Below are 23242 nucleotides of genomic sequence, written 5' to 3'. Positions count from 1 at the left end.
CCCTGAACTCCCTTTGGCCCTGAACTCCCTTGGCCCTGAACTCCCTTACGTGAGGCCCGCCATGACCCAGACCAGCCCGCGCACCCAGAGCCACCGGTACAGCCCCGCCCTCGCCGACGGGGAGCGGCCCGCGCCCGACGTCGTGCGCGCGGCGTTCGCGCTCTGGCTCACCGCGGTCGCGGCGGGCGTCTTCGAGACGGTCCTCGCCGTGGTCAGGACCCTGACCGAGGCCGACGCGGCCACCGGTGGCCTCGCCGCCGGCCTCGCGCTGCGCGTGGCCGTCTACTCGGCGGCCGTCCTCGTCACGGTGCGGATGCTCCGCGGCGCGAACTGGGCGCGCCTGACCCTGACCGGCGCACTCGGCGTCTTCGGCACTCTCTCCCTGGTGGTCGAGCCCGTGCGGTGGCTCGCCGACGGGCATTCGCTCGGCGAGGCCCTCCGGCACCTGGACGCCGTGGACGTGCTGTTCGGCGGCAGCCGCGTACTGCATCTCGCGGCCGTGCTCGCGGCGGTGGCCCTGATGTTCCGCCCCGCCGCGAACGCGTGGTTCAGGAAGTAGCAGTCCTCACCGTACGACGCCCTGCTCCACCAGGAGCCGTGCCGCCGCCGCGATGGACTGGGCGTCGATGCCCGCCGCCCGGAGCTGCTGCTCGGGTGAGGCCGAGCCCGGCATCGTCCGCACCGCAAGGCGTACGAGGCGCGGCACCGGGCTGCCGTCGGTGAAGGCGTCCATGACCGCGTCACCGATGCCGCCCTCCTCGCGGTGGTCCTCGACGGTGATGAGGCAGCCGGTGCGCTCGGCGGCCTCGCGCAGGGTCACGCGGTCGACCGGCTTGACCGAGTACAGGTCGATGACCCGCACCGGGATGCCCTCGTCCGCGAGCAGCTCGGCGGCGGAGAGCGCCTCGTGCACGGTCACCCCCGCGGCCACGACGGTCAGCCGGTCCGCGTCGGAGGAGCGCAGGACCTTGGAGCCGCCCACGGGGAACTCCTCGCCGGGACCGTAGATGACGGGCGTGTCCCCGCGTGACGTACGCAGGTAACGCACCCCGTCCAGCTCCGCCATTCGGGCGACGAGCCGCCCGGTCTGGTGGGCGTCGCACGGGTAGAGGACCGTGGAGCCGTGGATCGCGCGGAAGGCCGCCAGGTCCTCCAGGCCCATCTGGGAGGGGCCGTCCTCGCCGATGGCGACGCCCGCGTGCGAGCCGACGAGGTTGATCCCGGCGCCGCTCACCGCCGCCATGCGCACGAAGTCCTGGGCGCGGCTGAGGAACGCGGCGAACGTCGCGGCGTACGGCACCCAGCCGCGCGCGGCCATGCCGACCGCGGTGGCGACGAGCTGCTGCTCGGCGATGTAGCACTCGAAGTAGCGGTCGGGGTGTTCCTTGGCGAACCACTCCGACCGTGTGGAGTCCCCCACCTCGCCGTCGATGGCCACCACGTCGCCGCGCGCCGTGCCGAGCGCGGTGAGCGCCCGGCCGTAGGCGTCGCGGGTGGCTACCGCGTCGCCGACGTCGTGGCGCGGCAGTTCGAGGTGCCCTGAGCGCCGCTCGGTGTGCGGGGCCCACGCGGCGGCGGGCTCGCGCGTCTCGACCGCGGCGGGCTCGCGCACCTCGACGTGGACCGGGTGTTCGCCGCCGAGCTCGGCGATCGCCTCCTCGGCGTCCGGCAGGGGTTTGCCGTGCCGGCCCTCCTTGTTCTCGACGGCGGCGACGCCCTTGCCCTTGAGCGTGCGGGCGAGGATGACGGTCGGCTGCCCGGCGGTGGAGGCCGCCTCCTGGAAGGCGCGGTCGATGGCGTCGACGTCGTGCCCGTCGACCTCGATGGCGTGCCAGTCGAAGGCCTTGAAGCGGTCGGCGTAGGCGCTCAGGTGCCACTCGTGGCGGGTCGGGCCGCGCTGGCCGAGGCGGTTGACGTCGACGATCACGGTGAGGTTGTCGAGGTGCTCGTACCCGGCGTGCTCGGCCGCCTCCCAGTTGGAGCCCTCGGCCAGCTCGCTGTCGCCGCAGAGCACCCAGGTGCGGTACGGGACGTGTTCGAGCCGCTTGCCGGAGAGCGCGATGCCGACGCCGACGGGGAGCCCCTGGCCGAGCGAGCCGGTGGCGGTCTCCACCCATGGCAGTGCCGTGGGTGTCGGGTGGCCCTGGAGGCGGCTGCCCTCCTTGCGGAAGGTGAGCAGCTCCTCGTCGGTGAGGGCGCCGGCGGCCTTGTACGCCGAGTAGAGCAGCGGTGACGCGTGGCCCTTGGAGAGGATGAAGCGGTCGTTGCCCGGATGGTCGGGGCGCTCGAAGTCGTAGCGCAGATGGCGGCCGAGGAGCACGGCCATCAGGTCGGCGGCGGACATGGAGGAGGTGGGGTGCCCGGAGCCCGCGGCGTCCGCGGCGCGCACGGAGTCGACGCGGAGCTGCTGGGCGAGGGCGGCGATGTCACTGCTGGTCATGAGGTCCTCCCGGTGGTTCAGGGCCTTCTGGGCGTGGAGGTCATCGGCGGAGTGGGGCGTGGCCGGCGGGAACACACGGCCTGGCGCGGCAGTACGGCATGGCGTCCAGGAGCCAGTCTGCGGCCACACGCGCGCGGTTGCCCGGCATGACGGCCAGAGGCGACGGCGTGCCTCCGGCGGGTCGGGCCCTCCGCGTGCCCGACCGTACGCACGCCAAACTCCGGCGCGGCGGGCGCGGAGGCGCGGCCTTCGCCGGGCCGAAACGTGAGGTCCGGCGGCCGTCAACCCCGTTTGCCCCGGCGCGCCGGGGTTACCCGGTCACTACCCGACGAACGCGAGTTCGGTACAGCCGAGCCGGTCGAGCGGGCCCCTGTGCACCCGGTGGTCGCCGCGGACCCGTGCGTCGCCTCGCCGGGCCCCCACGCCGCGCACCATGGACACAGGAAGATCCCGATGAAGGACGCAGTCTCCATCGAACGGCCCGCCGTCTCCGCCTACACAGTGCCCGCGGACGCTCCCGAGGCGGACGGCACCTTCGCCTGGGAAGCCACGACGATCGTCGTCGCCGAGGTCCGCGCGGGCGACGCCACGGGCACCGGCTGGACCTACGCGCCCGCGGCCACCGCGGCCCTGGTCGACGAGCAGCTCACCCCGGCGATCCTGGGGCGCGACGCCCTGGACATCCCGGCCGCGCACGACGCGATGACGAAGGCGGTCCGCGACACCGGCCGCTCGGGCGTCGCCGGGTGTGCCATCTCCGCGCTCGACATCGCCCTGTGGGACCTGAAGGCGCGCCTCCTCGAAATCCCCCTCGTACGTCTCCTCGGCGCGGCCCGTGAGGGGGTCCCCGTCTACGGCAGCGGCGGCTTCACGACGTACCACGACACGCATCTGGCGGCGCAGCTCAACGGCTGGGTGCACGGGCAGCACATTCCGCGCGTGAAGATAAAGATCGGTGAGGCCTGGGGCAGGGCGGCGGCCCGCGACGTGTCGCGGGTGCGCACGGCGCGCGAAGTCATCGGCCCGCACGCCGAGTTGTACGTCGACGCCAACGGCGCCTACACGCGCAAGCAGGCGGTACGGGTGGGCAAGGTGCTCGCCGAGCAGGGCGTGGGCTGGTTCGAGGAACCGGTGTCCTCGGACGATCTGCGGGGGCTCGCGCAGGTCAGGGACGCGCTGGTGTGCGACGTGACGGCGGGCGAGTACGGCTACGACCTGCCGTACTTCGCGCGCATGATCCCCTCCGTGGACTGCCTTCAGGTGGACGCGACGCGCTGCGGCGGCATCACCGGGTGGCTGCGCGCGGCGGCCCTCGCGCAGGCGCACGGCCTGGAGGTCTCGGCGCACTGCGCGCCCCACGCGCACGCCGCGGTCGCCGCGTGCGTGCCCAATCTGCGGCACATCGAGTGGTTCCACGACCACGTGCGCATCGAGTCGATGTTCTTCGACGGGGCGCTCGACCCGACCGGCGGCGTCATCCGCCCGGAGGGCGGCGTGGGGCACGGCCTTGAGCTGCGCACGGACGAGATCGAGGAGTTCCGCATCGCGTGACTCCCCCGTCCTGACCGGCCCCCGCAGGCGCAACCTGCCGGAGGCGGTGGCGGTCGGGCGGGCAATCATGAAATCGTTGCGGGGCCGGAGGTCGAAGAGGTGAGGGCGTTCCAATCATGGAGATCCTGGGGACCACGCTGCGTGTCTGCGTCGAGGACTTGGAGTCCTCCGTCGCGTTCTACGAACGTCTCGCGGGCGGCAAGGCGATGCGCTTCGAGCGCGGTGGCGTCTCCGTCGCCGCGATCGGTTGCTTCCTGCTGATGAGCGGCCCGAAGGAGGAACTGGACGTGCTCCGCAAGGTCGCGGCGACCATCGCGGTGCGGGACGTCGACGAGGCGTACACCGTACTGACCGCCTCCGGCGCCCGCGTCATCGCGGGGCCTGTCCCCACCCCGGCGGGCCGCAACCTCATCGCGATGCACCCGGACGGCTCCATCTTCGAGTACGTGGACCGCCGCGCGACCGCGACCTGACGCACCGCGTGCCGTCGGCCGCCGCCGGAGAGGGCGGCGGCCGACGGCGGCGTCACGCGGTGCCGCTCAGAGCGTCTTGCCGAGGCGGTCGGCGAGCAGGGCGGCGAAGCGGGCCGGGTCGGCGAGGTCGCCGCCCTCGGCGAGCAGGGCCGTGCCGTACAGCAGCTCGGCCGTCTCCTTCAGCACCGGGTCCTGCGCCCGCTGCTCATGCGCCGTCTTCAACGCGCCGACAAGCTGGTGCCCCGGGTTGAGCTCCAGGATGCGCTTGACCGGCGGAAGCTCCTGGCCCATCGCCTTGTACATCTTCTCCAGGGCCGGGGTCAGGCCGTCGTCGTCGCTGACCAGGCACGCCGGTGAGCTGGTGAGCCGGGTCGTCAGGCGTACGTCCTTGACGTCGTCCAGCGTTTCGTTCAGCCAGGCCAGCACCCCGGCGTAGGCCTCGGCCTGCTCCGGCGGCGCCTCCTCGTCGGAGGGCAGGTCGACCTCGCCGCGGGCGATGGAGCGGAACTCCGTGCCCGCGTGCTCGCGGACCGCCTCGACCCAGATCTCGTCCACCCGGTCCGTGAGCAGCAGGACCTCGTACCCCTTGGCCTTGAACGCCTCCATGTGCGGGGAGTTCTCGATCTGGGCGCGGCTGTCGCCGGTCATGAAGTAGATCTTGTCCTGGCCCTCCGGCATCCGTTCGAGGTAGTCCGCCAGGGTGGTCGGCTCCTCGCCCGCCGTGGAGGCGAAGGAGGCGATGTCGAGGATCGCCTTGTGGTCCTCGGACGGGTCGAGCAGGCCCTCCTTGACGGCGGGGCCGAACTCGCGCCAGAACGTGCGGTACTTCTCGGCGTCCTTGCCCATCAGCTCCTTGACGGACGCGAGGACCTTCTTCGCCAGCCGGCGGCGGATGAGCTGGATGTGCCGGTCCTGCTGGAGGATCTCGCGGGAGATGTTCAGCGACAGATCCGCGGCGTCCACGACTCCCTTGACGAAGCGGAGGTGGTCGGGCAGGAGCTCGCGGCTGTCGTCCAGGATGAACACGCGCTTGACGTAGAGCTGGAGGCCGTGGCGGGAGTCGCGCTGGTAGAGGTCGTGCGGGGCCCGGGACGGCAGGAAGAGCAGGGCCTCGTACTCGAAGGTGCCCTCGGCCCGCATCTGGATGATGTCGAGCGGGTCCGACCAGTCGTGGCTGACGTGCCGGTAGAACTCGTGGTACTCCTCGTCGCTCACCTCCGAGCGCGGGCGGGCCCAGAGCGCCTTCATCGAGTTGAGGGTCTCGCCGCCCATCGCCACCGGGAACGAGATGAAGTCCGAGTACCGCTTGACGATCTCCCGGATCTTCCCCGCGTCGGTGTAGTCGTGGAGGCCGTCCTCCTGGTCGGCGGGGCGCAGGTGGACGCTGACCGAGGTGCCTTCCGGCGCGTCCTCGACGGTCTCGATGGTGTACGTCCCGTCGCCGTCCGACTCCCAGCGCACCCCGGTCTCCTCACCGGCCTTGCGGGTCAGCAGGGTGACCTTGTCGGCGACCATGAACACGGAGTAGAAGCCGACGCCGAACTGGCCGATCAGCTCGGCCGACTCCTTGTTCTCCTTGAGCCGGCGCAGCGTCTCGGCCGTGCCGGACCTGGCGATGGTGCCGATCAGGCCGACGACCTCGTCGCGCGACATGCCGATTCCGTTGTCCCGCACGGTCAGCGTGCGGGCCTCGGTGTCGGCCTCGATCTCGATGCGCAGGTCGTCCGCCTTGAGGCTCTCGTCCCGCAGACCGGCCAGCCGCCGCTTGTCCAGGGCGTCTGAGGCGTTGGAGATGAGTTCGCGCAGGAAGATGTCCTTGTTGGAGTAGATGGAGTGGACCATCAGATCCAGCAACTGACGCGCCTCGGCCTGGAACTCCAGCGTCTCGGTGCTCATGACTTCCCTTCTGGTCGGTGGTTCTGTGCGACGCCAATATTTTCAGGACGCGGCGCCGTTCGCATACGTCGGGGTCACAGAGCCGGTGTTCATGACCCCGGCTGCCGCATCCGGAAGTCGTAGGGGGCCGGGACGGGTTCGCCGCCGGTGGCCGCGGTCCACAGGTCGCCCAGGGTCTCGGCGCCCTCGCGCAGGTCCGCCGCCTCGAAACCCTCTTCGAAGACGGCGCGCACCGCCGCCATGTTGCCTTCGGCGTAGCAGAGTTGGGCTTCCAGGAGCCGGAAGCTGCCGCGTGCCCTGGTCGTCTCGTGCAGCCGCCGCCACACCTCCCGGGCGGCTTCCGGGCGGCCTGCGGCGAGCAGGGCGGTGATGGCCTCCTTGCCGAGGGCCGCCGTCGCCGCCGTCCAGGCGACGCCGTCGTCGCGCCGCTCCTGGCAGAGGTCGTCGAAGGCCTCGGCGTACCGGTCGGCGGCCCGCTCGTCATGGCCCTCCGTCCGGTCGGCGACGGCCAGGCAGCGCAGCAACGGCCAGCGCGAGGGGGCGAGTCCGAGGCCGCGCTCCCAACTGCGGACGGCCTGCGCGCAGTCGCCCGCGTGCCACTGGGCGACCCCCAGGTGGTATTCGGCGTGCGGACGCGCGGGCGCCGTCTCCAGCATGTCGCGCCACTGCCGCGAGACGAGCGTGGGCCCCGGCGGCGCCACCTTGCGCGGCTCCGGGACGGCCCCGGTGTGGAGCAGTTCGAGCCACGGCGCCTGCTCGGGGCCGAGCGTCGACTCCTCGAAGGGCGTGCCCGGCAGCTTGTACCCGGCCCGCAGCACCTCCAGAGCGCCCCATCCCGAGCCCGTCGCGAGCCGCTCCCCCGGCTCCGTGTCGGCGCGGCCGAGCCACGCCTCGTACGCGGCGTCGACGGCCTCGCGCGGCAGGGCGTCGGCGAGCCGCGCGGCCACCTCGCCGCGGGCGCCCGGCCAGTCGCCGTGCACCAGGTCGGGCCGCGCCTCGATCGGCCCGTAGGACTCCAGCCAGCTGAACTCGGCCTCGGCGTCCAGGCGTACGTGCTCCAGTTGGGTGCGGGCGAGGCCGGCCTGGATCTCCGCGTAACCCCCGGTGCCGGGTTCGGTGAGCCACTGCTGCCAGCGCCGCCCGCCGGGTCCCGAGCCCCAGACGAAGAGCTTGCGGCCGCGCGGCAGGTCGGTGGAGGTCTGGACGATGCCGTGCCCGGAGCCGTCGAGCGCGGCGATCCAGCGCCGGGCGCCGTCGGGCACGTCGTAGAAGTAGTCGGCGGCGTACTCACTGCGCTCCGGGTACGTCCGGTCGACGCCCTCGGCCTCGGGGACCGGCACCTTCCGCAGTCCGCCCGCGTACGAGAACCGCCATGCCTCGTCGGCCGGGGCGAGCACCCTGCGCTCCTCGGGCACCGCGATGTTCGACCACCAGTAGACGGGCGCGGGCTTCTCGTGCGGGTTGCGGACGCGCACCCCCACGTGCAGGAAGTCGGAGTCCTCGGGGAGCCAGAGGTCCACCTGGAAGGGCAGGTCGCGCAGCCGCTCCCACTCCCACAGGCGCAGCATCTCCCCGCCGTCGGGCGCGGTGACCCTGGCCGCGTGCAGGGGCGCGCAGGACAGGGTGGTGTGTCCGGTGGCGCCGATGTTCCACTCGATGCCGCCGGAGAACCAGGCGCCGTTGAGCGCGAAGCAGGCGGGCTGGAGGACCGGGTTGCGGTAGAGGAGTTCGCGTCCGGTCGGCTTGTGCAGCAGGGAGTGGACGCGGCCGCCGTACCCGGGCAGGACGGTGGCGCGCAGCCGGTCGTTCTCGATGACGAGGGTGTCGAGCTCCGTGTCGGCGCGCTCGCGGCCGTACCCGTCGAGCACGCGTACGGGAAGGATGCCGCGCAGCGGTGCGTACCCGAGCTGGCGGGCCATGTCACGCGGCAGGTCGTCCTTGCCCCGCTCGTCGAGCCGGTGGACTTCGTGGAGGGGCCGCAGCGGGGGCAGCGGGTTCTCGGGGCCCAGCGGGGCGGCGGGCAGGGTGAGTACGTCGCGGCGCACGGTGGTCTTCACGATCACCATGGAACACGGTCGCCGCGGCGCCGAACAGAGGGTCTGGGGGCCAGGTTTCCGCGAAGGCCGCTATCCGGGCCCCGGTGTCACCTGCGCCGCCCCATGAAGTAGGCGCCGCACAGGGCCCCGAGCAGCCCGGTGGCGAGCAGCGCCGTCCACAGCGGCATGGTCACTTCGGGGACCAGCAGGCGGATCTTCGTGCTGCGGGTGTTCTCGAAGATGAAGACCAGGGTGAGGACGGCGATGACGGCGACGATCACCCTGCCGGGCGTCACCATGCCGCCGCCGTCCTTCGAGCCGCCCTGGGCAGACCTGGGGCTCATGGTGGGACCCTTCCGTCGGAGGTGTGCGCATCCCCCGGCACCAGCATGGGCGGCCGGTGCCGGTTCGCGCGCGGTGGGAGTGCCTCCGGGACGTGCCCCTGGGCCATGCGGGTGAACGTCAGTGGCGGACGACGGGCAGGTCGAGGGTGCCGGTGTCGCCGGGCGCGCTGGTCACCGTGACCGGCTTGACGCCCCTGTTCCCGCCGTACGCGCCGTCGCTCGCCGCGATCACGAGCCGCAGGCGGTGGCCGGCGTCGTAGCGGTGCACGATGCCGGGCAGCGAGACGGTGAACGGCTTCGTCACGTCGGGCACGCGCACCGGGGAGACGAGCCGGTGGACCAGCGTCTTCTTCCCGTCGGGCGCGACGTCGTACAGCTTGGCGAAGAGGACCAGCTTGTCGGCGGCGTCACCGGAGTGCTGCACCCGTTCGGTCCTCGGCGAGATCACCTTCAGCCGCGCCTTCGGCGCTCCCACCACGTCCACGGCGTCGGCGAAGGGCTCGGTCGTCCAGTCGAGGTAGGTGCCCTTCAGGTCGTGCGGCACAGGGTCGGGCAGGCCGATCATCGCGGCGAGCGAGGACTCCGAGTGGCTGGTGGGCACCAGCCAGTTCCGGTACTCGCGGCTGCCGCGCGCCACCTTCTTCCGGTTGTCGACGAGCTTGCCGTCGCCGGAGAGGTAGAGCCTGCGGTTGAGCGCGGGGACGTCGCCCGCGGTCGCGTAGGTGTGCCGCGGGTCGCCGATCCAGTCGCGGTAGTAGGCGAAGGAGGGGCCGGTGTCGGCGCCCTTGTCGTGGCGCAGATAGCGGTCGAACCAGGCCAGGACGCGCTTGCCGACGTAGGAGGTCTCCAGGTTGCCCGCGCCCATGTTCAGCTCGCCGGAGGCCGGGTCGCTCTCGCCGCCGCTGTGGCCCGCGGACTGCCAGATCATCTTCGCCGTGGTGCCCCGCGCCTTGAGCGTCTTGTACGTCGCCTCGGCCTCGCCGAGGTTGAAGAGGCTGTCGGCCTGGCCCTGCACGAGGAGCGTGGGCGCCTTCACGCGGTCGAGGTAGGAGACCGGGGAGACGCTGCGCGCGTACTCCTGGAGGGCCTCGGTCCGGTCGGCGGGGTAGCGGCCCGAGTTGAGCGTGCGGATCGTCTCGCAGGCCTTGGTGACGAAGTGCAGGCAGCTCAGGGAGTTGATGCGGGAGGGGTCGAGGCTGGGCTGGAGCAGCGGCTGGCCCTCGCCGATGAGGAAGAAGCCGTTCATCCACTGCCATTTGGCGGCGCCGGGGACGCTGCGGTCGGCCGCGTTGTTCGGGTCGAGCGAGTAGGAGAGGTCGTTCCAGGTGACCATCGGGACGAGGGCGTCGACGCGGTGGTCCACGGCCGCCGTCGCGAGCTGGATGGCGCCGCCGTAGGAGCCGCCGATCATGCCGACGCGCGGGTCTCCCGCGCCGTCGGAGGTGACGTAGTCGACCTTGGTGCCGTCGTCGGCGGCGCGCTTGCCGCCGAGGAAGTCGACGAGCCCGGAGGCGGCCTTGCCGTCGATGCCGGGGTCGTCGAGGGAGATCAGGCAGCCGGACTTGCCGAAGCCGAGGCCGGAGTAGACGAGCGAGACGTAGCCCCGCTCGGCGAAGGCCTTGCCCCCGGCCGCGGTCCCGCCGTCGGACTTGCTGCCGCCGAAGCCGTTGGTCGTGAGCACGGCGGGCGCGGGGTGCGCGGCGTCCACCCCGGCGGGCCGGTACAGGTCGGCGTCGACCGTGCAGTTCCGCCCGCCGGCCTGGACGGTGAACTTCAGCGCGGTGACGGTGTACTGCCCCGCCGCGCTCGCCGTGGCCGGAGCGGCGACGGCCAGCGGCGCGGCGAGCACCGCCGTGACGGCGAGGGCGAGCGGTGTGCGGGCCGGGGCGGGGCGACGGGACACAGGGACCTCCACGCTGAGGACGGCCGACGGCGGACGGCAGCGGGCGCCCAGGAGGCGACAACCGGCGTCTACTGACCGGTAGGTACCGGCCTGCTCATGCTGTGACACGTGTCAGGCGAAGGTCAACGCCCGTGACAGCGGTTTCTTCCGGGAGATCCGGTGCAGGGCGGCGACGAGGGGGCGCCACCCCGGCCCTAGCCGAGCGCGGGCGTGTCCAATGTCAACGTCCCCGCGTCGGCGTCGAGTTCGCCCGGCACCCCGAACGGCACGGTCAGCGCCCCCGCGCAGTGGCCGAACCCGAACTCCTCGGCCACCGGGACGCCGAGCCCGCCGAGCCGGTCGGCGAGGACGGCGCGCACCTCGTCGTAGGGCCCGCACTCCTGCCAGGAGCCGAGCGCGATGCCCGCCACCCCCGTCAGCCACCCCGCGCGCAGGAGCTGGGTGAGGACGCGGTCCAGGCGGTACGCGTCCTCACCTATGTCCTCGAGGAAGAGCAGCCCGCCGCGCGCGGAGGGCCGTACGTGCGGGGTGCCCAGGTCGGCGGCGAGCAGCGACAGGCAGCCGCCGAGCGTGACGCCCCTGGCCCTGCCCCCGGCGAGCGCGCCCGCGCCCTCGGGGGCGGTGATCACCCGGGCGTCCTCCGGGGTGAACAGGGTGGTGCGCAGGTGGTCCTGGGCCCGCGCGTTCTTGAGGAAGTCCTCGACGGCGGTCATCGGGCCGTGCAGGGTGGCGATGCCGAGCCGCGTGGCGAACGCCTCGTGCAGGGCGGTGATGTCGCTGTAGCCGAGGAACACCTTGGGCGTGGCCCGCCGCATCGCCTCCCAGTCCAGGAGGTCCACCATGCGCTGGGCCCCGTACCCGCCCCGGGCGCAGAGGACGGCGGCCACGGAGGGGTCGCACCACGCCTGCTCCAGGTCGCGGGCCCGGTCGGCGTCCGCGCCCGCGAGGTACCCCAACTCCCGGTGCCCGTCGAGGGCATGGGGCATGACGAACGGGTCCAGGTCCCAGCCGCGCAGGACGTCCAGGCCGATCTGGAGCCTGGCCTCGGGGACGGGGCCGCTCGGCGCGACGACGGCGACCCGGGCACCGGGCGTCAGACGCGGCGGGCGCACAAGGGGTCTCACCGGTCCCATCGGCCTCACTTGTCGAGCTCCAGGGTGGGGACGCGGCCGGCGAGCGCGATGGCGAAGGCCTGGGCGTACAGGGAGAGTTCGGCCTCCAGGGCGCGGACCATGGTGTCGGCGCGGCGGAAGCCGTGCCCCTCGCCCTCGAAGGCGATGTAGGCGTGCGGCAGCCCGCGCCGCTGCGACCTGGCGAGGAACTCCTCGGACTGGGCGGGCGGGCAGACCACGTCGTCGAGCCCCTGGAGGAGCAGGAACGGCGCGGTGATCCGCTCGGCGTGTTCGAGGGGCGAGCGCTCCGCGTACCGTCCTGGCACCTCGGCCAGCGGTCCCACGATCGACTCCAGGTAACACGACTCCAGGTCGTGGGTGCCTCCGGAGGCGAACGCGGTGAGGTCGAGCACCGGATAGATGATCGTGCCGCAGGCGTAGACGTCCGTGGTGGCGAGCGAGGCGGCCGTGGTCCAGCCGCCCGCGCTGCCGCCCCTGATCGCGAGCCTGGACCGGTCGGCGGTGCCCTCGTCGGCCAGGGCGAGGGCGACCGCCGCGCAGTCGTCGACGTCGACGATGCCCCACTGCTCGCGCAGCCGCTCGCGGTAGGCGCGGCCGTAGCCGGTGGAGCCGCCGTAGTTCACCTCGACGACGCCGATGCCGCGGGAGGTGAAGTAGGCCACGGAGAGGTCGAGCACGAGGGGCGAGCGGCTCGTGGGGCCGCCGTGCGCCCACACCACATAGGGCGGCAGCTCGTCGTCGGGCGCGATGTGGCCGGGGTGGTGCGGCGGGTACACGTGGGCGTGGATCTCGCGTCCCGCGGGGCCGAGGAAGGTGCAAATCTGCGGTTCCGGGTAGTACACGGGGTCCACGGGGTCGTCGTGGGCGGCGCCGACGACCCGGGCGTGGCCGGTGCCGGTGTCCAGTTCCACGACCTCGTACCCGCTGCGGGGGCTCGCGGCGACGCCGAGCACCCGGGGGCCGTGCGTGGCGACGCCGGCCGCGAACTCCGTCCACGGGCCCGCCGTGTCGACGACCTCACCGGTCTCGGGGTCGAGTATGCCGAGGCTGGAGGAGCCCTTGCCGTGCACGACGGCGATGAGGCCGCTGTCGAGCGGCGCGAACCAGTTCAGGCCGATCTGCCACAGCGGGCCCGCGAACTCCTCTTCGCGCGGGCAGAGCGGCCGTACGCCCGCCGGGTCGTCCGGGGCGGCGCGGTACAGGTTCCACCAGCCGCTGCGGTCGCTGGAGAACAGCAGCCGCCCGTCCGGCGCCCACTCCACCTGGGCGATGGATTCCTCGGGGCCGCCCGCGAAGGTCTCCGCCCGGCCGAAGGTGCCGTCCGCGCGGACCTCGGCGACGATCAGCTCCGTGCCGTCCCAGGGCATCCGCGGATGGTCCCAGGCGACCCAGGCGACGCGGCCGCCGTCGGGCGAGAGCCGGGGGCCGGTGACGAAGCGGTGGGCGCCGTCGGAGAGCTCGCGCACCGCGGCCCGGTCATCGGCCGCCGAGCCGTCGAGCGGCACGGCGACGATCACCCGCCGCACATCGGTGGCCGCCTCCCCGGTGAACTCCTCGCACACGCACCAGACCTCGCCCCGGTCGAGGCGGACCACCGGGTCGGCCCAGCGCAGGCCGCCGCCCACAGCGGAGAGCGGGGTCAGGGGGCGCGGCCCGGCGCCGGGGGCGTCGGGCTCGTACGCGTACAGGCGCTGGTCGGCGAAGTCGACGAAGACCAGCAGCGGCCCCTGTGGCCGGTCGGCGCCGGCCCAGGGGCGGCCGCCGTACTCCACGACGCGGCTGCGCGCGTTCCACGGCGCGGGCAGCACCGTCCGCTCCTCGCCGTCCGGCAGGCGCCGCACCAGCGCGCGGCGGCCGCCCTCGCCGGGCCGCGGCTCGGTCCACCACGCCTCCGCGCCGACGTAGCCGACGTACCCCGGAGCGCCGTCGTGGGCGGCGGCGAGCTCGGCGTCGATCGGTGACGGCCATGATCCGTACGCCCGGGTCTGCTTCATGTCCTTCTCCTCCCCCAATGTCATTCCTAGGCCGTACGGAGAAAGCGGTCGAGGACACGGACGCCGAAGTGCAGTGCCTCGACGGGCACGCATTCGTCGACTCCGTGGAAGAGCGCCTGGTAGTCGAAGCCCTCCGGTGTCCTCAAGGGTGAGAAGCCGTAGCCGGTGATGCCGAGGCGCGAGAACTGTTTGGCGTCCGTGCCTCCCGACATGCAGTACGGCACGACGTGCCCCTCGGGCGCGAACTCCTCGACGGCGGCGCGCATGCGCGCGTACGTCGGCGAGGCGACCGGCGCTTGCAGCGCCGTCTCGCGATGGTGGAACTCCCAGTCGACGTCAGGCCCGGTGAGTCGGTCAAGCGTGCTACGGAACTCTTCCTCGCCGCCGGGCAGAAAGCGGCCGTCGACGTAGGCCACGGCCTCCCCGGGAATCACATTGACCTTGTAACCCGACTGGAGCATCGTCGGATTGGCGCTGTTGCGGACCGTGGGCTCGACGAGCGCGGCGGTCGGGCCGAGCTTCTCCAGGAAGTCGTCCACGTCGAACCCCCGTGCCTCGGGGTCGCCCTCCAGGCCGTACAGCGCGCCCAGTTCGGCGAGCGCGGCCCGCACGGTCGGGGTGAGCCGCACCGGCCACCGGTGCTCGCCGATGCGGGCGATGGCGGCGGCGAGCCTGCTCACCGCGTTGGCGCGGTTGACCTTGGAGCCGTGGCCCGCCTTGCCGCGCGCGGTGAGCTTGAGCCAGCCCGTGCCGCGCTCCCCCGCGGCGATCGGGTAGAGCTGGTTGCCCCGCCCGTCGTGGAAGGTGAAGGCCCCGGATTCGCTGATGCCCTCGGTGCAGCCCTCCAGGAGCGGGGCGTGCTTGTCGGCGAGGAAGCCGGAGCCGTCCTCGGCGCTCGCCTCCTCGTCGGCGGTGAAGGCGATCACGATGTCGCGCCTCGGCCGTACCCCGGCGCGTGCCCAGCTCCGGGCGACGGCCAGGATCATCGCGTCCATGTTCTTCATGTCGATCGCGCCGCGGCCCCAGACGACGCCGTCGCGGATCTCCCCGGAGAAGGGGTCCACGCTCCAGTCGGCCGCCTGTGCGGGCACGACGTCGAGGTGGCCGTGGACGAGGAGCGCGTCGGCGCCGGGGTCCGTGCCCTCGATGCGCGCGACGACGTTCGTGCGCCCGGGGCTGCGCTCCAGGAGTGTGGGGGTCAGGCCCGCGTCGGCCAGGCGCTCGGCGGCGTACTCGGCGGCGGGCCGCTCACGGCAGTCGCCGTCGCCGCGGTTGGTGGTGTCGATGCGGATCAGCTCGGAGGTGAACGTCACGACCTCGTCGAGCGCCCGCGCGTCCACCTGGTCGCCGCCCTCCCGGTCCCGCTCCTGGTCGTACCTGTGGTCAGCCATACTGCTCCTCCACGGCGGCGGAGGCGATCGTCGTAACCGCCTTGAAGGTACGGATCCCCTCGTACATCGTCTCGCTGTCGTACGCGACCCTGCGCTCCCCCGTCTGGCGCACGCCGGGTACGACGGTGGACGCCATCGACAGGTGCTCGGCGTCGAACTCGACCTCGACGGTGAACGGACCCGCCGCCACCGGCTCCCGGCGGCCGGCGAGCGCGGCGGCCTCCTTGGCGGCGGCGCGGATGTCGGCGGCGGTGCGGGCGGGGGTGCGGCAGACCGCCGCGTAGCGCGAGACGTGGTCCTTGACGGCGACCTTGAGCGCGCCGGGCGCGTAGCCGAGGGCGTCCTCGCAGGCGAGGTCGTCGCCGGTGACGAGCACCACGGGGACGCCGAACTCGGCGACGACGTGCGAGTTCAGGAGCCCCTCGCTGGCGCGTATGCCGTCGACCCAGACGCCGGTGATCTGGTTGGCGAGGTAGGTGTGGGCGAGGACGCCCTCCATGCCCGCGCCCGCGTGGTAGCCGACGAACGCGATGCCGTCCACGTCGCCGTGCTGGACGCCCTCCACCATGGACAGCGACTTGTGCCGCCCGGTGAGCATCTCGGCCCGCTCGTCAAGCTGCTCCAGCAGGAGGTTGCGCATGCTCCAGTGTGCTTCGTTGACGAGCACCTCGTCGGCCCCGCCGTCGAAGAAGCCGAGCACGGCCGCGTTCACGTCCGAGGTGAACATCGACCGGCAGCGTTCCCACTGGGCGGTGCCCGGCAGCACGTCGGCCGGCCAGGTCACTCCGGTGGCGCCCTCCATGTCGGCGCTGATGAGGATCTTCATGCTGCGTCACGTTACGCGTGGGAGCGGCCGCCGTTCCAGCCTGGAAGGCCGTTTCGTCTAGGTGGCCGCGCGCGCCTCGGAGCCGGCGGTGCCCGGTGAGGTGTCGAAGCTCAGCGTCCGGTAGACCGACACGCCGCCCGCCAGCTCCGCGCAGGCCTGGGCCGCCGCCGTCACGCGCCGGGTGTACGAGGGGTCGGTGGCGTCGAGCAGTATCCCGAGCGTCGTGCCGCTGTGGCCCACCGCGACGCCGAGGCCGCCGACCTCGCGGCAGATGGCCCGCATCGGATCGAGGGCGTGCTTGTGGCGCAGGGTCTGGTTCATCAGGGCGCTGCGCGTGGCGATCCTGCCGACCTCGGCGAGGTCCCTGCGGCGCACGGCGTCGGTGAGCCCTGCGAGCAGCTCCGCGTAGGTGCGCCGGTCGGCGGCGGTGAACGGCTTGGGGATGCGGTTGAAGTCCACGGTGTCGACCGAGCCGCCCTCGTCGACGCCGACGACGGCCATGGCGGGCAGCGAGCCGAGGACCGAGCGGAGCCGGACGCTGCGGTGGTGGAAGGCGACGATCGCGGGGTAGAGCACGCCGTCGGTGGGCTCGATGCGGGCCAGGAGCCGTTCGATGCGGGCCGGCGGCATCGCGACGTCCAGGGCCCTGCCGACCGCCCGCGCGGTGGCGACCAGGTCGGCGGAGGAGCTGGCGAGGCCCTTGCCCTCGGGGATCACGCTGCTGACGGTGAGCACCCCGCCGCGCGCGGGGCCGCGGGGCGCCGACGCGGCGATCATCCGGGCGAGGCGCAGCGCCTTGGTCTTGCGCGGCGGCCACACCTCGATGCCGCCGGACGCGGAGCCCTCGCGGAAGGTGGCCATGGTCCAGCGGGCGACCGGCAGCGTCACGAGGAAGTCCCCGTCGTCCTCCGGCAGTACGCCCTGGAGCAGCTCGCCGAAGGTGCCGAAGGCGGTGCCCACCCCCGTCCTCGCCGATGCCCCCCGGCGGGGCGGGCGGGGCAGGACTGCGGCCTCCTGGGACAGCTTCACGCGGCTCCTCTCGACTGCGCGGGGCGTGCGGCTCGCCGCCCGGCGTGGACCAGTGTGCCGACCTTAGCCGGTCTTGACAATCATTTTCATCTGGTGTGATGCTCTCGTCCTCTTCCGCACTCAGTCCACGGGGGTCCCAGCCATGCACGCGCACATCGCAGAAGCGGTGAAGAAACCCGACCTCATATCCCTCGAACCCGGCCTGGCCTGCCTGCGGTTCGAGACCATGAAGATCTACTCGGCCCTCGGCGCCGTCCGGCACCTGCTCGACACCGGGGCGGTGCGACCGGGCGACACGCTCATCGACAGCTCCAGCGGCATCTACGCGCAGGCCCTGGCGCTCGCCTGCCACCGCTACGGCATGAAGTGCCACATCGTGGGCTCCACGACCGTGGACCGCTCGACCCGCGTCCAGCTCGACATCCTCGGCGCCACCCTGGAACAGGTCGCGCCCTCCAAGGACCTGCGCCTCGACCAGGAGTTGAGGGTGCGGCGCATCGCCGAGATCCTGGCCGACAACCCCTCGTACCACTGGATGCGCCAGTACCACGACGCCATCCACTACTACGGCTACCGCGAGGTCGCCGAGTCGATCCGCGAGGACATCCCCAGCGGCCCGCTCGCGCTCGTCGGCGGTGTCGGCTCCGGCGCCTCGACGGGAGCCATCGCGGGCTATCTGCGCGAGGCCGGGCGGGACGTGACGCTGGTGGGCGTGCAGCCCTTCGGCAGCGTCACCTTCGGCTCCGAGCACGTCGCGGACCCGGACATGATCATCGCCGGGATCGGCAGCGCCATCCCGTTCGACAACGTCCGGCACGAGCTGTACGACCGCGTGCACTGGGTGAACTTCGACTGCGCGGTGTCCGGCGCGGTCGCCCTGCTGCGCACCAGCGGCATCTTCGCCGGGCTCTCGGCGGGCGCCGCGTACCTCGGTGCCCTGTGGGAGCGGCGCAGGGACGACTCACGCACCTACGTCTTCATCGCCGCCGACACCGGCCACCGCTATGTCGACAGCGCCTACGCGAAGCACGAACAGGCCCCGGACATCGACACGTTGAAGCCGCACGAGATCACCTCGCTCGACGAGCTGCGTCACCCCTGGTCCACCACGGCCTGGCCCACCGTCACCCACTGAGGCTGCCGGCCACCGGCAGCCCCCTCAGAGAGAACACACATGTCACACCCCATACTCCACACCGTCGCGGACCTCACCGAAGCCGTCCTCGCCGGCGCCCACGGGCCCGACCCGGCCGAGCTGACCGTCACCAGCGCGTTCTGGCTGTACAACACCACCCGCCTCGCGGGCGGCGACGTCACCTACCACAACCACTACCTGCTGTTCCGCGTCGGCGACGCCTTCGGCGCCTGCTCCTTCGAAGCCGGTGAACTCGCCCCCGAGTTCTGCGAGAACGCCTCCGGGCAGCCCCTGGCCAAGCTGCTCCGCCATGAGTCGGCGGCCGTGCGCACCGCCGCGCTCGACGCCTACCTGGCCCGGGTGCGCCCGCACCGCGACGCCCCCGACGCCGAGCGCGTCATGCTGCCGACCGGCACGCCCGAGGTGCGCGCCGAGGCCCGTGACGCGGCCGTCGCCGGGCTGCTCGACATCGCGCCCGGCGCCAAGGTCGCCCTGATCGGCGTGGTCAACCCGCTGGTCGCGGCGATACGGGAGCGGGGCGGCGTCTGCCTGCCCTGTGACCTCAACCTCCGTACGACCGCCTGGGGCGACCCGGTCAGCGACGACATGACCGAGGTCCTCGCGCAGGCCGACGCCGTGGTCGCCACCGGCATGACGCTCAGCAACGGCACCTTCGACCTGATCCTGCGGCACTGCGTCGAGCACGGGACGCCGCTGACCGTCTACGCCCAGAGCGGCAGCGCCGTCGCCCGCGCCTTCGTCGGCTCAGGCGTGACCGCGCTGAACGCCGAGCCGTTCACCTTCTCCCAGTTCAGCGCCGACGCCACGCCGATGTACCGCTACCGCGCCGCCCTCGGACACGGAGCGGCTGCGTGAGCGTCGACGCCGTCAACAAGCCGGTGCCGGACGACACCGAGGAGCCCGTCCCCGGCGACCTGCGGATGGCCCGCGCCCTGTGGCCCGTGCTGCTCGCCTCCGCCGTGGGCCTGCTGCCGTTCACCGTGTTCAGCACCTACCTCGTCCCCATCGCCGACGACGCGGGCAGCAGCGTCGCCGCGATGGGCGGCCTGCGCGGACTCGGCGGCCTCGCCGCCCTGCTCGTGGGCACCGCCCTGGCCCCGTTCATCGACCGCGTACCCAAGGAGTGGGCGGCGGCGGGCGCGCTCGTCGCGCTCGGCGTCTCCGCGGCGCTCGGCGCCGCCGGGGGCTTCGCCCTGTTCGCCGTGTTCTGCCTGCTGGTCGGCGCGAGCACCGCCGTCCTGAACCCGGCGCTCACCGCGGCCGCCGCCGACCGCTTCGGCACCGGCAAGGCGGCCGGGCGCGCGGCGACCCTGGTGACCGCGACGACGTCCATGACCGCCATGCTCGCGGCCCCGGTCATCGCGGTGCCCGCGCTGTTCTGGGGCTGGCAGGGCGACCTGTTCGCGGTGACCGCGCTCTCGCTGCTGCTTGCCGTGGTGTTCGTGGCGCGGCGCGGGAAGCCGCGGGAGGCGGACGCCTCGGCGAGCGCGCCGCGCATCGGCTACCTCGCCTCGTTCAAGGCGCTGGCCGCGGTACGCGGTGTGGTGCCGCTGCTGCTCATCGGGTTCCTGCGCACCGCGGTCTTCATGGGCTACCTGTCGTACCTGGCGGCCTTCTACGAGGAGCGGTTCGACCTCGACGCCGGGCTGTTCACCCTCGTATGGACGCTCAGCGGCGCGGCGTTCTTCGTCAGCAACCTGCTCACCGGGCGCGTCACCAACTCCGCCGCACCACGCGTCAGCACGGAGCGCATGCTCACCATCGGTCTGGTGGCCGCCCTGGTCTCCGTCGTGGGCTTCTACTTCACGCACTGGCTGCCGCTCGCCCTCGCCATGACCGCACTGCACGCGGCCGGCCACGCGATCGTCGCCGCCTGCGTGGTCAGCCTCCTGGTGCGGCGCTGCGGCACGGCGCTGCGCGGCTCCGCGCTGAGCCTGAACGCCGCGGGACAGAGCCTCGGCGTCTTCGCCGGCGCGGCGCTCGGCGGCGCGGGCCTCGGCCTGGCCGGCTACCCGGGCACCGCCGTCGTGTTCGGCGCCCTGGTCGTCGCGGCGCTCGGCGCGGCCGTCCTGGTGCCGCGCGGGCACCACGACGACGACGTGGCGCGGGCGGAGGGCACGTGAGCACCGTCACGGAGGCACTGCCCCTGACGTCGCGGACCGCGCTGCGGGACCGGCTCGCCTCGCCGAAGGCGCTGGTGGCGACCTGCGTCGGGCTCTTCCTCGTCCTCCTCGCGTCCGTCGTCGTCGCCATCGGTCTCGGCGCGGCCCTCGTGACGCCCGCCGAGACCGCCCGCTATCTGTGGGCGGCGCTCAGCGGCGGGCGCGTCGCCGCCGACGACATCACCACGTACCAGATCGTCTGGCAGATCCGGACGCCGCGCGTGCTGCTCGCCGCGCTGGTGGGGGCCGGTCTCAGCGCGGTCGGCGTCGCCATCCAGGCGATGGTGCGCAACGCCCTGGCCGACCCCTTCGTCCTCGGCGTCTCCTCGGGCGCCTCGGTGGGCGCGGTCGGCGTGACGGTGACCGGAGGGCTTGCCGCGCTCGGTGTCTACGCCGTCTCCGCCGGGGCCTTCATCGGCGCGCTCGTCGCCTCGTTCCTCGTGTACGTGGCGTCGTCGAACCGCGGGGTGCTCTCGCCGCTGCGGCTCGTCCTGACGGGCGTGGCCATGTCCCTGGGCTTCCAGGCCCTGATGAGCGTCATCATCTACTTCGCGCCGGACAGCGAGGCCACCGGGATGGTCCTGTACTGGACCATGGGCAGCTTCGGCGCGGCCAGTTGGGGCGCGCTGCCCGTCGTCGCCGCCGTCGTCCTGCTCGGCCTCGCCGTGCTGTACCGGCACGGGCGCACCCTCGACGTCCTGGCGCTCGGCGACGAGACCGCGGCGAGCCTCGGCGTGAGCGCCGACCGGCACCGCAAGTCGCTGCTCGTGGTCGTCTCGCTGATCACCGGCGTGATGGTGGCGGTCAGCGGGGCGATCAGTTTCGTGGGGCTCGTCATGCCGCACCTGGTGCGCATGGTCGTCGGCGCGGGCCACGCCCGGGTCCTGGCGGTCGCCCCGCTGGTCGGCGCGGTCTTCATGGTCTGGGTCGACCTGCTCTCGCGGACGGTGGTCGCGCCGCGCGAACTGCCGCTCGGCGTCATCACCGCGCTCGTGGGGGTGCCGGTGTTCATCACACTGATGCGCCGCAGGGGCTATGTCTTCGGGGGGCGCTGAGATGGACGCACTCTCATCCGACGCGGACGCGGTCTCCTCCGACGCGATGGACCTCCACGTCGACGGGCTCGGCGTCACCGTCGACGGCAAGAGCCTGGTCCGCGATCTGTCGCTCGACGTGGCGGACGGCGAGGTCGTCGGCCTCGTCGGCCCGAACGGCAGCGGCAAGTCGACGGCCCTGCGCTGCGTCTACCGCGCGCTGCGCCCCACGGCCGGCACCGTGCGCATCGGCGGCGACGACATCACCCGCCTGCCGATGCGCCGCACCGCGCAACTGCTCGCCGCCATGACGCAGGACGGCGCCGTCGACCTCGACTTCACCGTGGAGGAGGTCGTGGCGCTCGGCCGGGCGCCCCACCAGCGGGGCAACCAGGCGCTGAGCGGACGCGAGCGGGAGCTGTGCGCGGCGGCGATGGAGCGGCTCGACATCGCCCGCCTGGCCAAGCGCGGCATCCTCACCCTCTCCGGCGGGGAGCGCCAGCGCGTCCTGCTGGCCCGCGCCCTCGTCCAGGAGCCGCGCGTCCTCGTGCTCGACGAGCCGACCAACCACCTCGACATCCGCCACCAGGTGGAGATCCTCTCCCACCTGCGGGGCGCCGGCCTCACCGTCCTCGTCGTCCTGCACGACCTCAACCTCGCGGCGGCCGCCTGCGACCGGATCGGTGTGCTCCACGAGGGGCGCCTGGTGGCCTGCGGGACCCCGAAGGACGTACTGACCGAAGCGCTGGTCGCCGACGTCTTCGGCGTACGGGCGACCGTCGTGCCGCACCCCCTGACCGGCGACCCGCAGCTCCTGTACGCCCTCCACTCCTGAACCACCCACCCGCACCATCTGCGAAAGGCACCTACTCCCCATGTCCCACACCCGCTCCATCGCCCTGGGGTCCGCGCTCGCGGCCACGCTGCTCCTGAGCGGCTGCGGCGCCGAGGTCGACTCGGGCGGCGACGCCGAGGCCGCCGACAAGGCCACCGTCAAGAGATGCGGCGAGCCCGTCTCCTACCGTGTGCCGCAGCGTGCCGTGGCCTACGAGGGCGGCAGCGCCGACAAGCTGTTCAGCCTCGGCCTGACGAAGCACGTGACGGGCTACGTGATGCCGCCCGCCAATCCGCCGGTGAGCGAGTCGCCCTGGGCGTCGGAGTACGCCAAGGTGAAGATGCTCAGCGACGACCTGCTCAACAAGGAACTCGTCGTCGAGGCCAAGTCCGACTTCGTCGTCGCCGGCTGGAACTCCGGCTTCAGCGACCAGCGCGGCATCACCCCGAAGATCCTGGACAAACTCGGCATCCAGAGCTTCATGCACACCGAGAGCTGCTTCAACTACCCGAAGTATCCGCAGAAGGTCACGCCGTTCAACGCGCTCTACAGCGATCTGGAGCGACTCGGCGAGATCTTCCGGGTCGAGAAGAAGGCCGGACAGGTGGTCGACGGCCTGAAGAAGCGCGTGGCGGCCGTCAAGGAGAAGGCCCCCAAGGGCGGCGACCCCGTACCGGTCTTCCTCTACGACTCCGGCACCGACCAGCCGTTCACCGCGGGCAGCCAGGTGCCGCCCACCGACATCATCAAGGCCGCGGGCGGCAGGAACGTCTTCGACGGGCTCGACGAGCGCTGGACCCAGGTCAACTGGGAGGCCGTCACCAAGGCCGAGCCCGAGGTCATCATCATCTTCGACTACGGCGACCAGCCCGCGAAGAAGAAGATCGACTTCCTGAAGAAGTCCCCGCACACCAAGGAGCTGCCGGCCGTCAGGAAGAACAACTTCTTCGTGCTCGACTACAACGAGGGCATCAGCGGACCCCGCAACATCGACGGCCTGGAGAAGTTCGGGAAGTACCTGCGCGAGCTGAAGCGCTGA

The 23242-nt window shown here is 72.7% G+C and carries 19 protein-coding genes; 9 read left to right on the top strand and 10 right to left on the bottom strand.

The genetic code is table 11. From position 1 onward, the window contains the following. Positions 1 to 61 precede the first annotated feature (61 nt). Positions 62 to 559, top strand: a complete 498-nt coding sequence (locus ACRAKF_RS32230; protein WP_447041313.1) for a hypothetical protein — start codon at positions 62 to 64, stop codon at positions 557 to 559. A gap of 6 nt (positions 560 to 565) precedes the next feature. Here the strand turns inward: ACRAKF_RS32230 and ACRAKF_RS32225 are convergent, their stop codons facing one another. Further along, the gene (locus ACRAKF_RS32225) at positions 566 to 2440 is read right to left on the bottom strand and encodes a transketolase (RefSeq protein WP_447041311.1); all 1875 of its coding nucleotides are present in this window, start codon (positions 2438 to 2440) and stop codon (positions 566 to 568) included. A 453-nt stretch (positions 2441 to 2893) separates the two neighbouring features. Between ACRAKF_RS32225 and ACRAKF_RS32220 the strand changes: the two genes are divergently transcribed. Continuing rightward, complete coding sequence (locus ACRAKF_RS32220; RefSeq protein WP_447041309.1) at positions 2894 to 3991, top strand: enolase C-terminal domain-like protein; 1098 nt, start codon at positions 2894 to 2896, stop codon at positions 3989 to 3991. Positions 3992 to 4107: 116 nt separating this feature from the next. Beyond that, on the top strand, positions 4108 to 4464 hold the full coding sequence (locus ACRAKF_RS32215; RefSeq protein ID WP_447041308.1) for a VOC family protein: 357 nt from the start codon (positions 4108 to 4110) through the stop codon (positions 4462 to 4464). A gap of 66 nt (positions 4465 to 4530) precedes the next feature. Here ACRAKF_RS32215 and htpG read toward each other — a convergent pair whose 3' ends face one another. The 9 genes from htpG to ACRAKF_RS32170 form a co-directional block, all read right to left on the bottom strand. Next, positions 4531 to 6360: a molecular chaperone HtpG gene (htpG, locus tag ACRAKF_RS32210; RefSeq protein WP_447041307.1), complete on the bottom strand. Its 1830-nt coding sequence runs from the start codon at positions 6358 to 6360 to the stop codon at positions 4531 to 4533. A gap of 89 nt (positions 6361 to 6449) precedes the next feature. After that, entirely contained in the window at positions 6450 to 8426 is a 1977-nt protein-coding gene (locus ACRAKF_RS32205; protein ID WP_447041306.1) for a DUF5107 domain-containing protein, read from the bottom strand. Between the two features lie 77 nt (positions 8427 to 8503). Next, entirely contained in the window at positions 8504 to 8740 is a 237-nt protein-coding gene (locus ACRAKF_RS32200; protein ID WP_447041304.1) for a hypothetical protein, read from the bottom strand. Positions 8741 to 8858: 118 nt separating this feature from the next. Then, a complete protein-coding gene (locus tag ACRAKF_RS32195; RefSeq protein WP_447041303.1) occupies positions 8859 to 10643 on the bottom strand; it encodes an alpha/beta fold hydrolase in 1785 nt (594 codons plus the stop codon). Positions 10644 to 10837: 194 nt separating this feature from the next. Next, positions 10838 to 11776 (bottom strand): S66 peptidase family protein, encoded by a 939-nt coding sequence (locus ACRAKF_RS32190; protein WP_447041302.1) that lies wholly within the window; start codon positions 11774 to 11776, stop codon positions 10838 to 10840. A gap of 5 nt (positions 11777 to 11781) precedes the next feature. After that, positions 11782 to 13770 carry a prolyl oligopeptidase family serine peptidase gene (locus ACRAKF_RS32185; RefSeq protein WP_447041300.1) on the bottom strand — a complete coding sequence of 663 codons (1989 nt, stop codon included), beginning with the start codon at positions 13768 to 13770 and terminating at the stop codon, positions 11782 to 11784. A 26-nt stretch (positions 13771 to 13796) separates the two neighbouring features. Continuing rightward, the gene (locus ACRAKF_RS32180; RefSeq protein ID WP_447041298.1) at positions 13797 to 15161 is read right to left on the bottom strand and encodes a M20/M25/M40 family metallo-hydrolase; all 1365 of its coding nucleotides are present in this window, start codon (positions 15159 to 15161) and stop codon (positions 13797 to 13799) included. Next, positions 15154 to 15987, bottom strand: a complete 834-nt coding sequence (locus ACRAKF_RS32175; protein ID WP_447041296.1) for a M55 family metallopeptidase — start codon at positions 15985 to 15987, stop codon at positions 15154 to 15156. Before ACRAKF_RS32175 ends, ACRAKF_RS32180 begins: the two co-directional genes overlap by 8 nt. Positions 15988 to 16044: 57 nt before the next feature. Next, complete coding sequence (locus ACRAKF_RS32170) at positions 16045 to 17010, bottom strand: GHMP family kinase ATP-binding protein (protein ID WP_447042277.1); 966 nt, start codon at positions 17008 to 17010, stop codon at positions 16045 to 16047. A gap of 148 nt (positions 17011 to 17158) precedes the next feature. Between ACRAKF_RS32170 and ACRAKF_RS32165 the strand changes: the two genes are divergently transcribed. The 6 genes from ACRAKF_RS32165 to ACRAKF_RS32140 are packed head-to-tail and all read left to right on the top strand — an operon-like array spanning position 17159 to position 23242. Continuing rightward, positions 17159 to 18151 carry a pyridoxal-phosphate dependent enzyme gene (locus ACRAKF_RS32165; protein ID WP_447041294.1) on the top strand — a complete coding sequence of 331 codons (993 nt, stop codon included), beginning with the start codon at positions 17159 to 17161 and terminating at the stop codon, positions 18149 to 18151. Positions 18152 to 18190: 39 nt separating this feature from the next. Further along, positions 18191 to 19027, top strand: a complete 837-nt coding sequence (locus tag ACRAKF_RS32160; RefSeq protein WP_447041292.1) for a Rossmann-like domain-containing protein — start codon at positions 18191 to 18193, stop codon at positions 19025 to 19027. After that, positions 19024 to 20295, top strand: coding sequence for an MFS transporter (locus tag ACRAKF_RS32155; RefSeq protein ID WP_447041290.1), 1272 nt, complete (start codon positions 19024 to 19026; stop codon positions 20293 to 20295). The genes ACRAKF_RS32160 and ACRAKF_RS32155 overlap by 4 nt, the downstream gene beginning before the upstream one ends. Positions 20296 to 20336: 41 nt before the next feature. After that, positions 20337 to 21389, top strand: coding sequence for a FecCD family ABC transporter permease (locus ACRAKF_RS32150; protein ID WP_447042276.1), 1053 nt, complete (start codon positions 20337 to 20339; stop codon positions 21387 to 21389). 46 nt (positions 21390 to 21435) lie between these two features. Continuing rightward, entirely contained in the window at positions 21436 to 22203 is a 768-nt protein-coding gene (locus ACRAKF_RS32145; RefSeq protein ID WP_447042274.1) for an ABC transporter ATP-binding protein, read from the top strand. 40 nt (positions 22204 to 22243) lie between these two features. Continuing rightward, positions 22244 to 23242 (top strand): ABC transporter substrate-binding protein, encoded by a 999-nt coding sequence (locus ACRAKF_RS32140; protein ID WP_447041288.1) that lies wholly within the window; start codon positions 22244 to 22246, stop codon positions 23240 to 23242.

It is taken from the genome of Streptomyces sp. DSM 118878 (assembly GCF_052936595.1).
The sequence above is the reverse complement of the archived record's forward strand: the minus strand, read 5'-3'. Positions and strand labels throughout refer to the sequence as shown.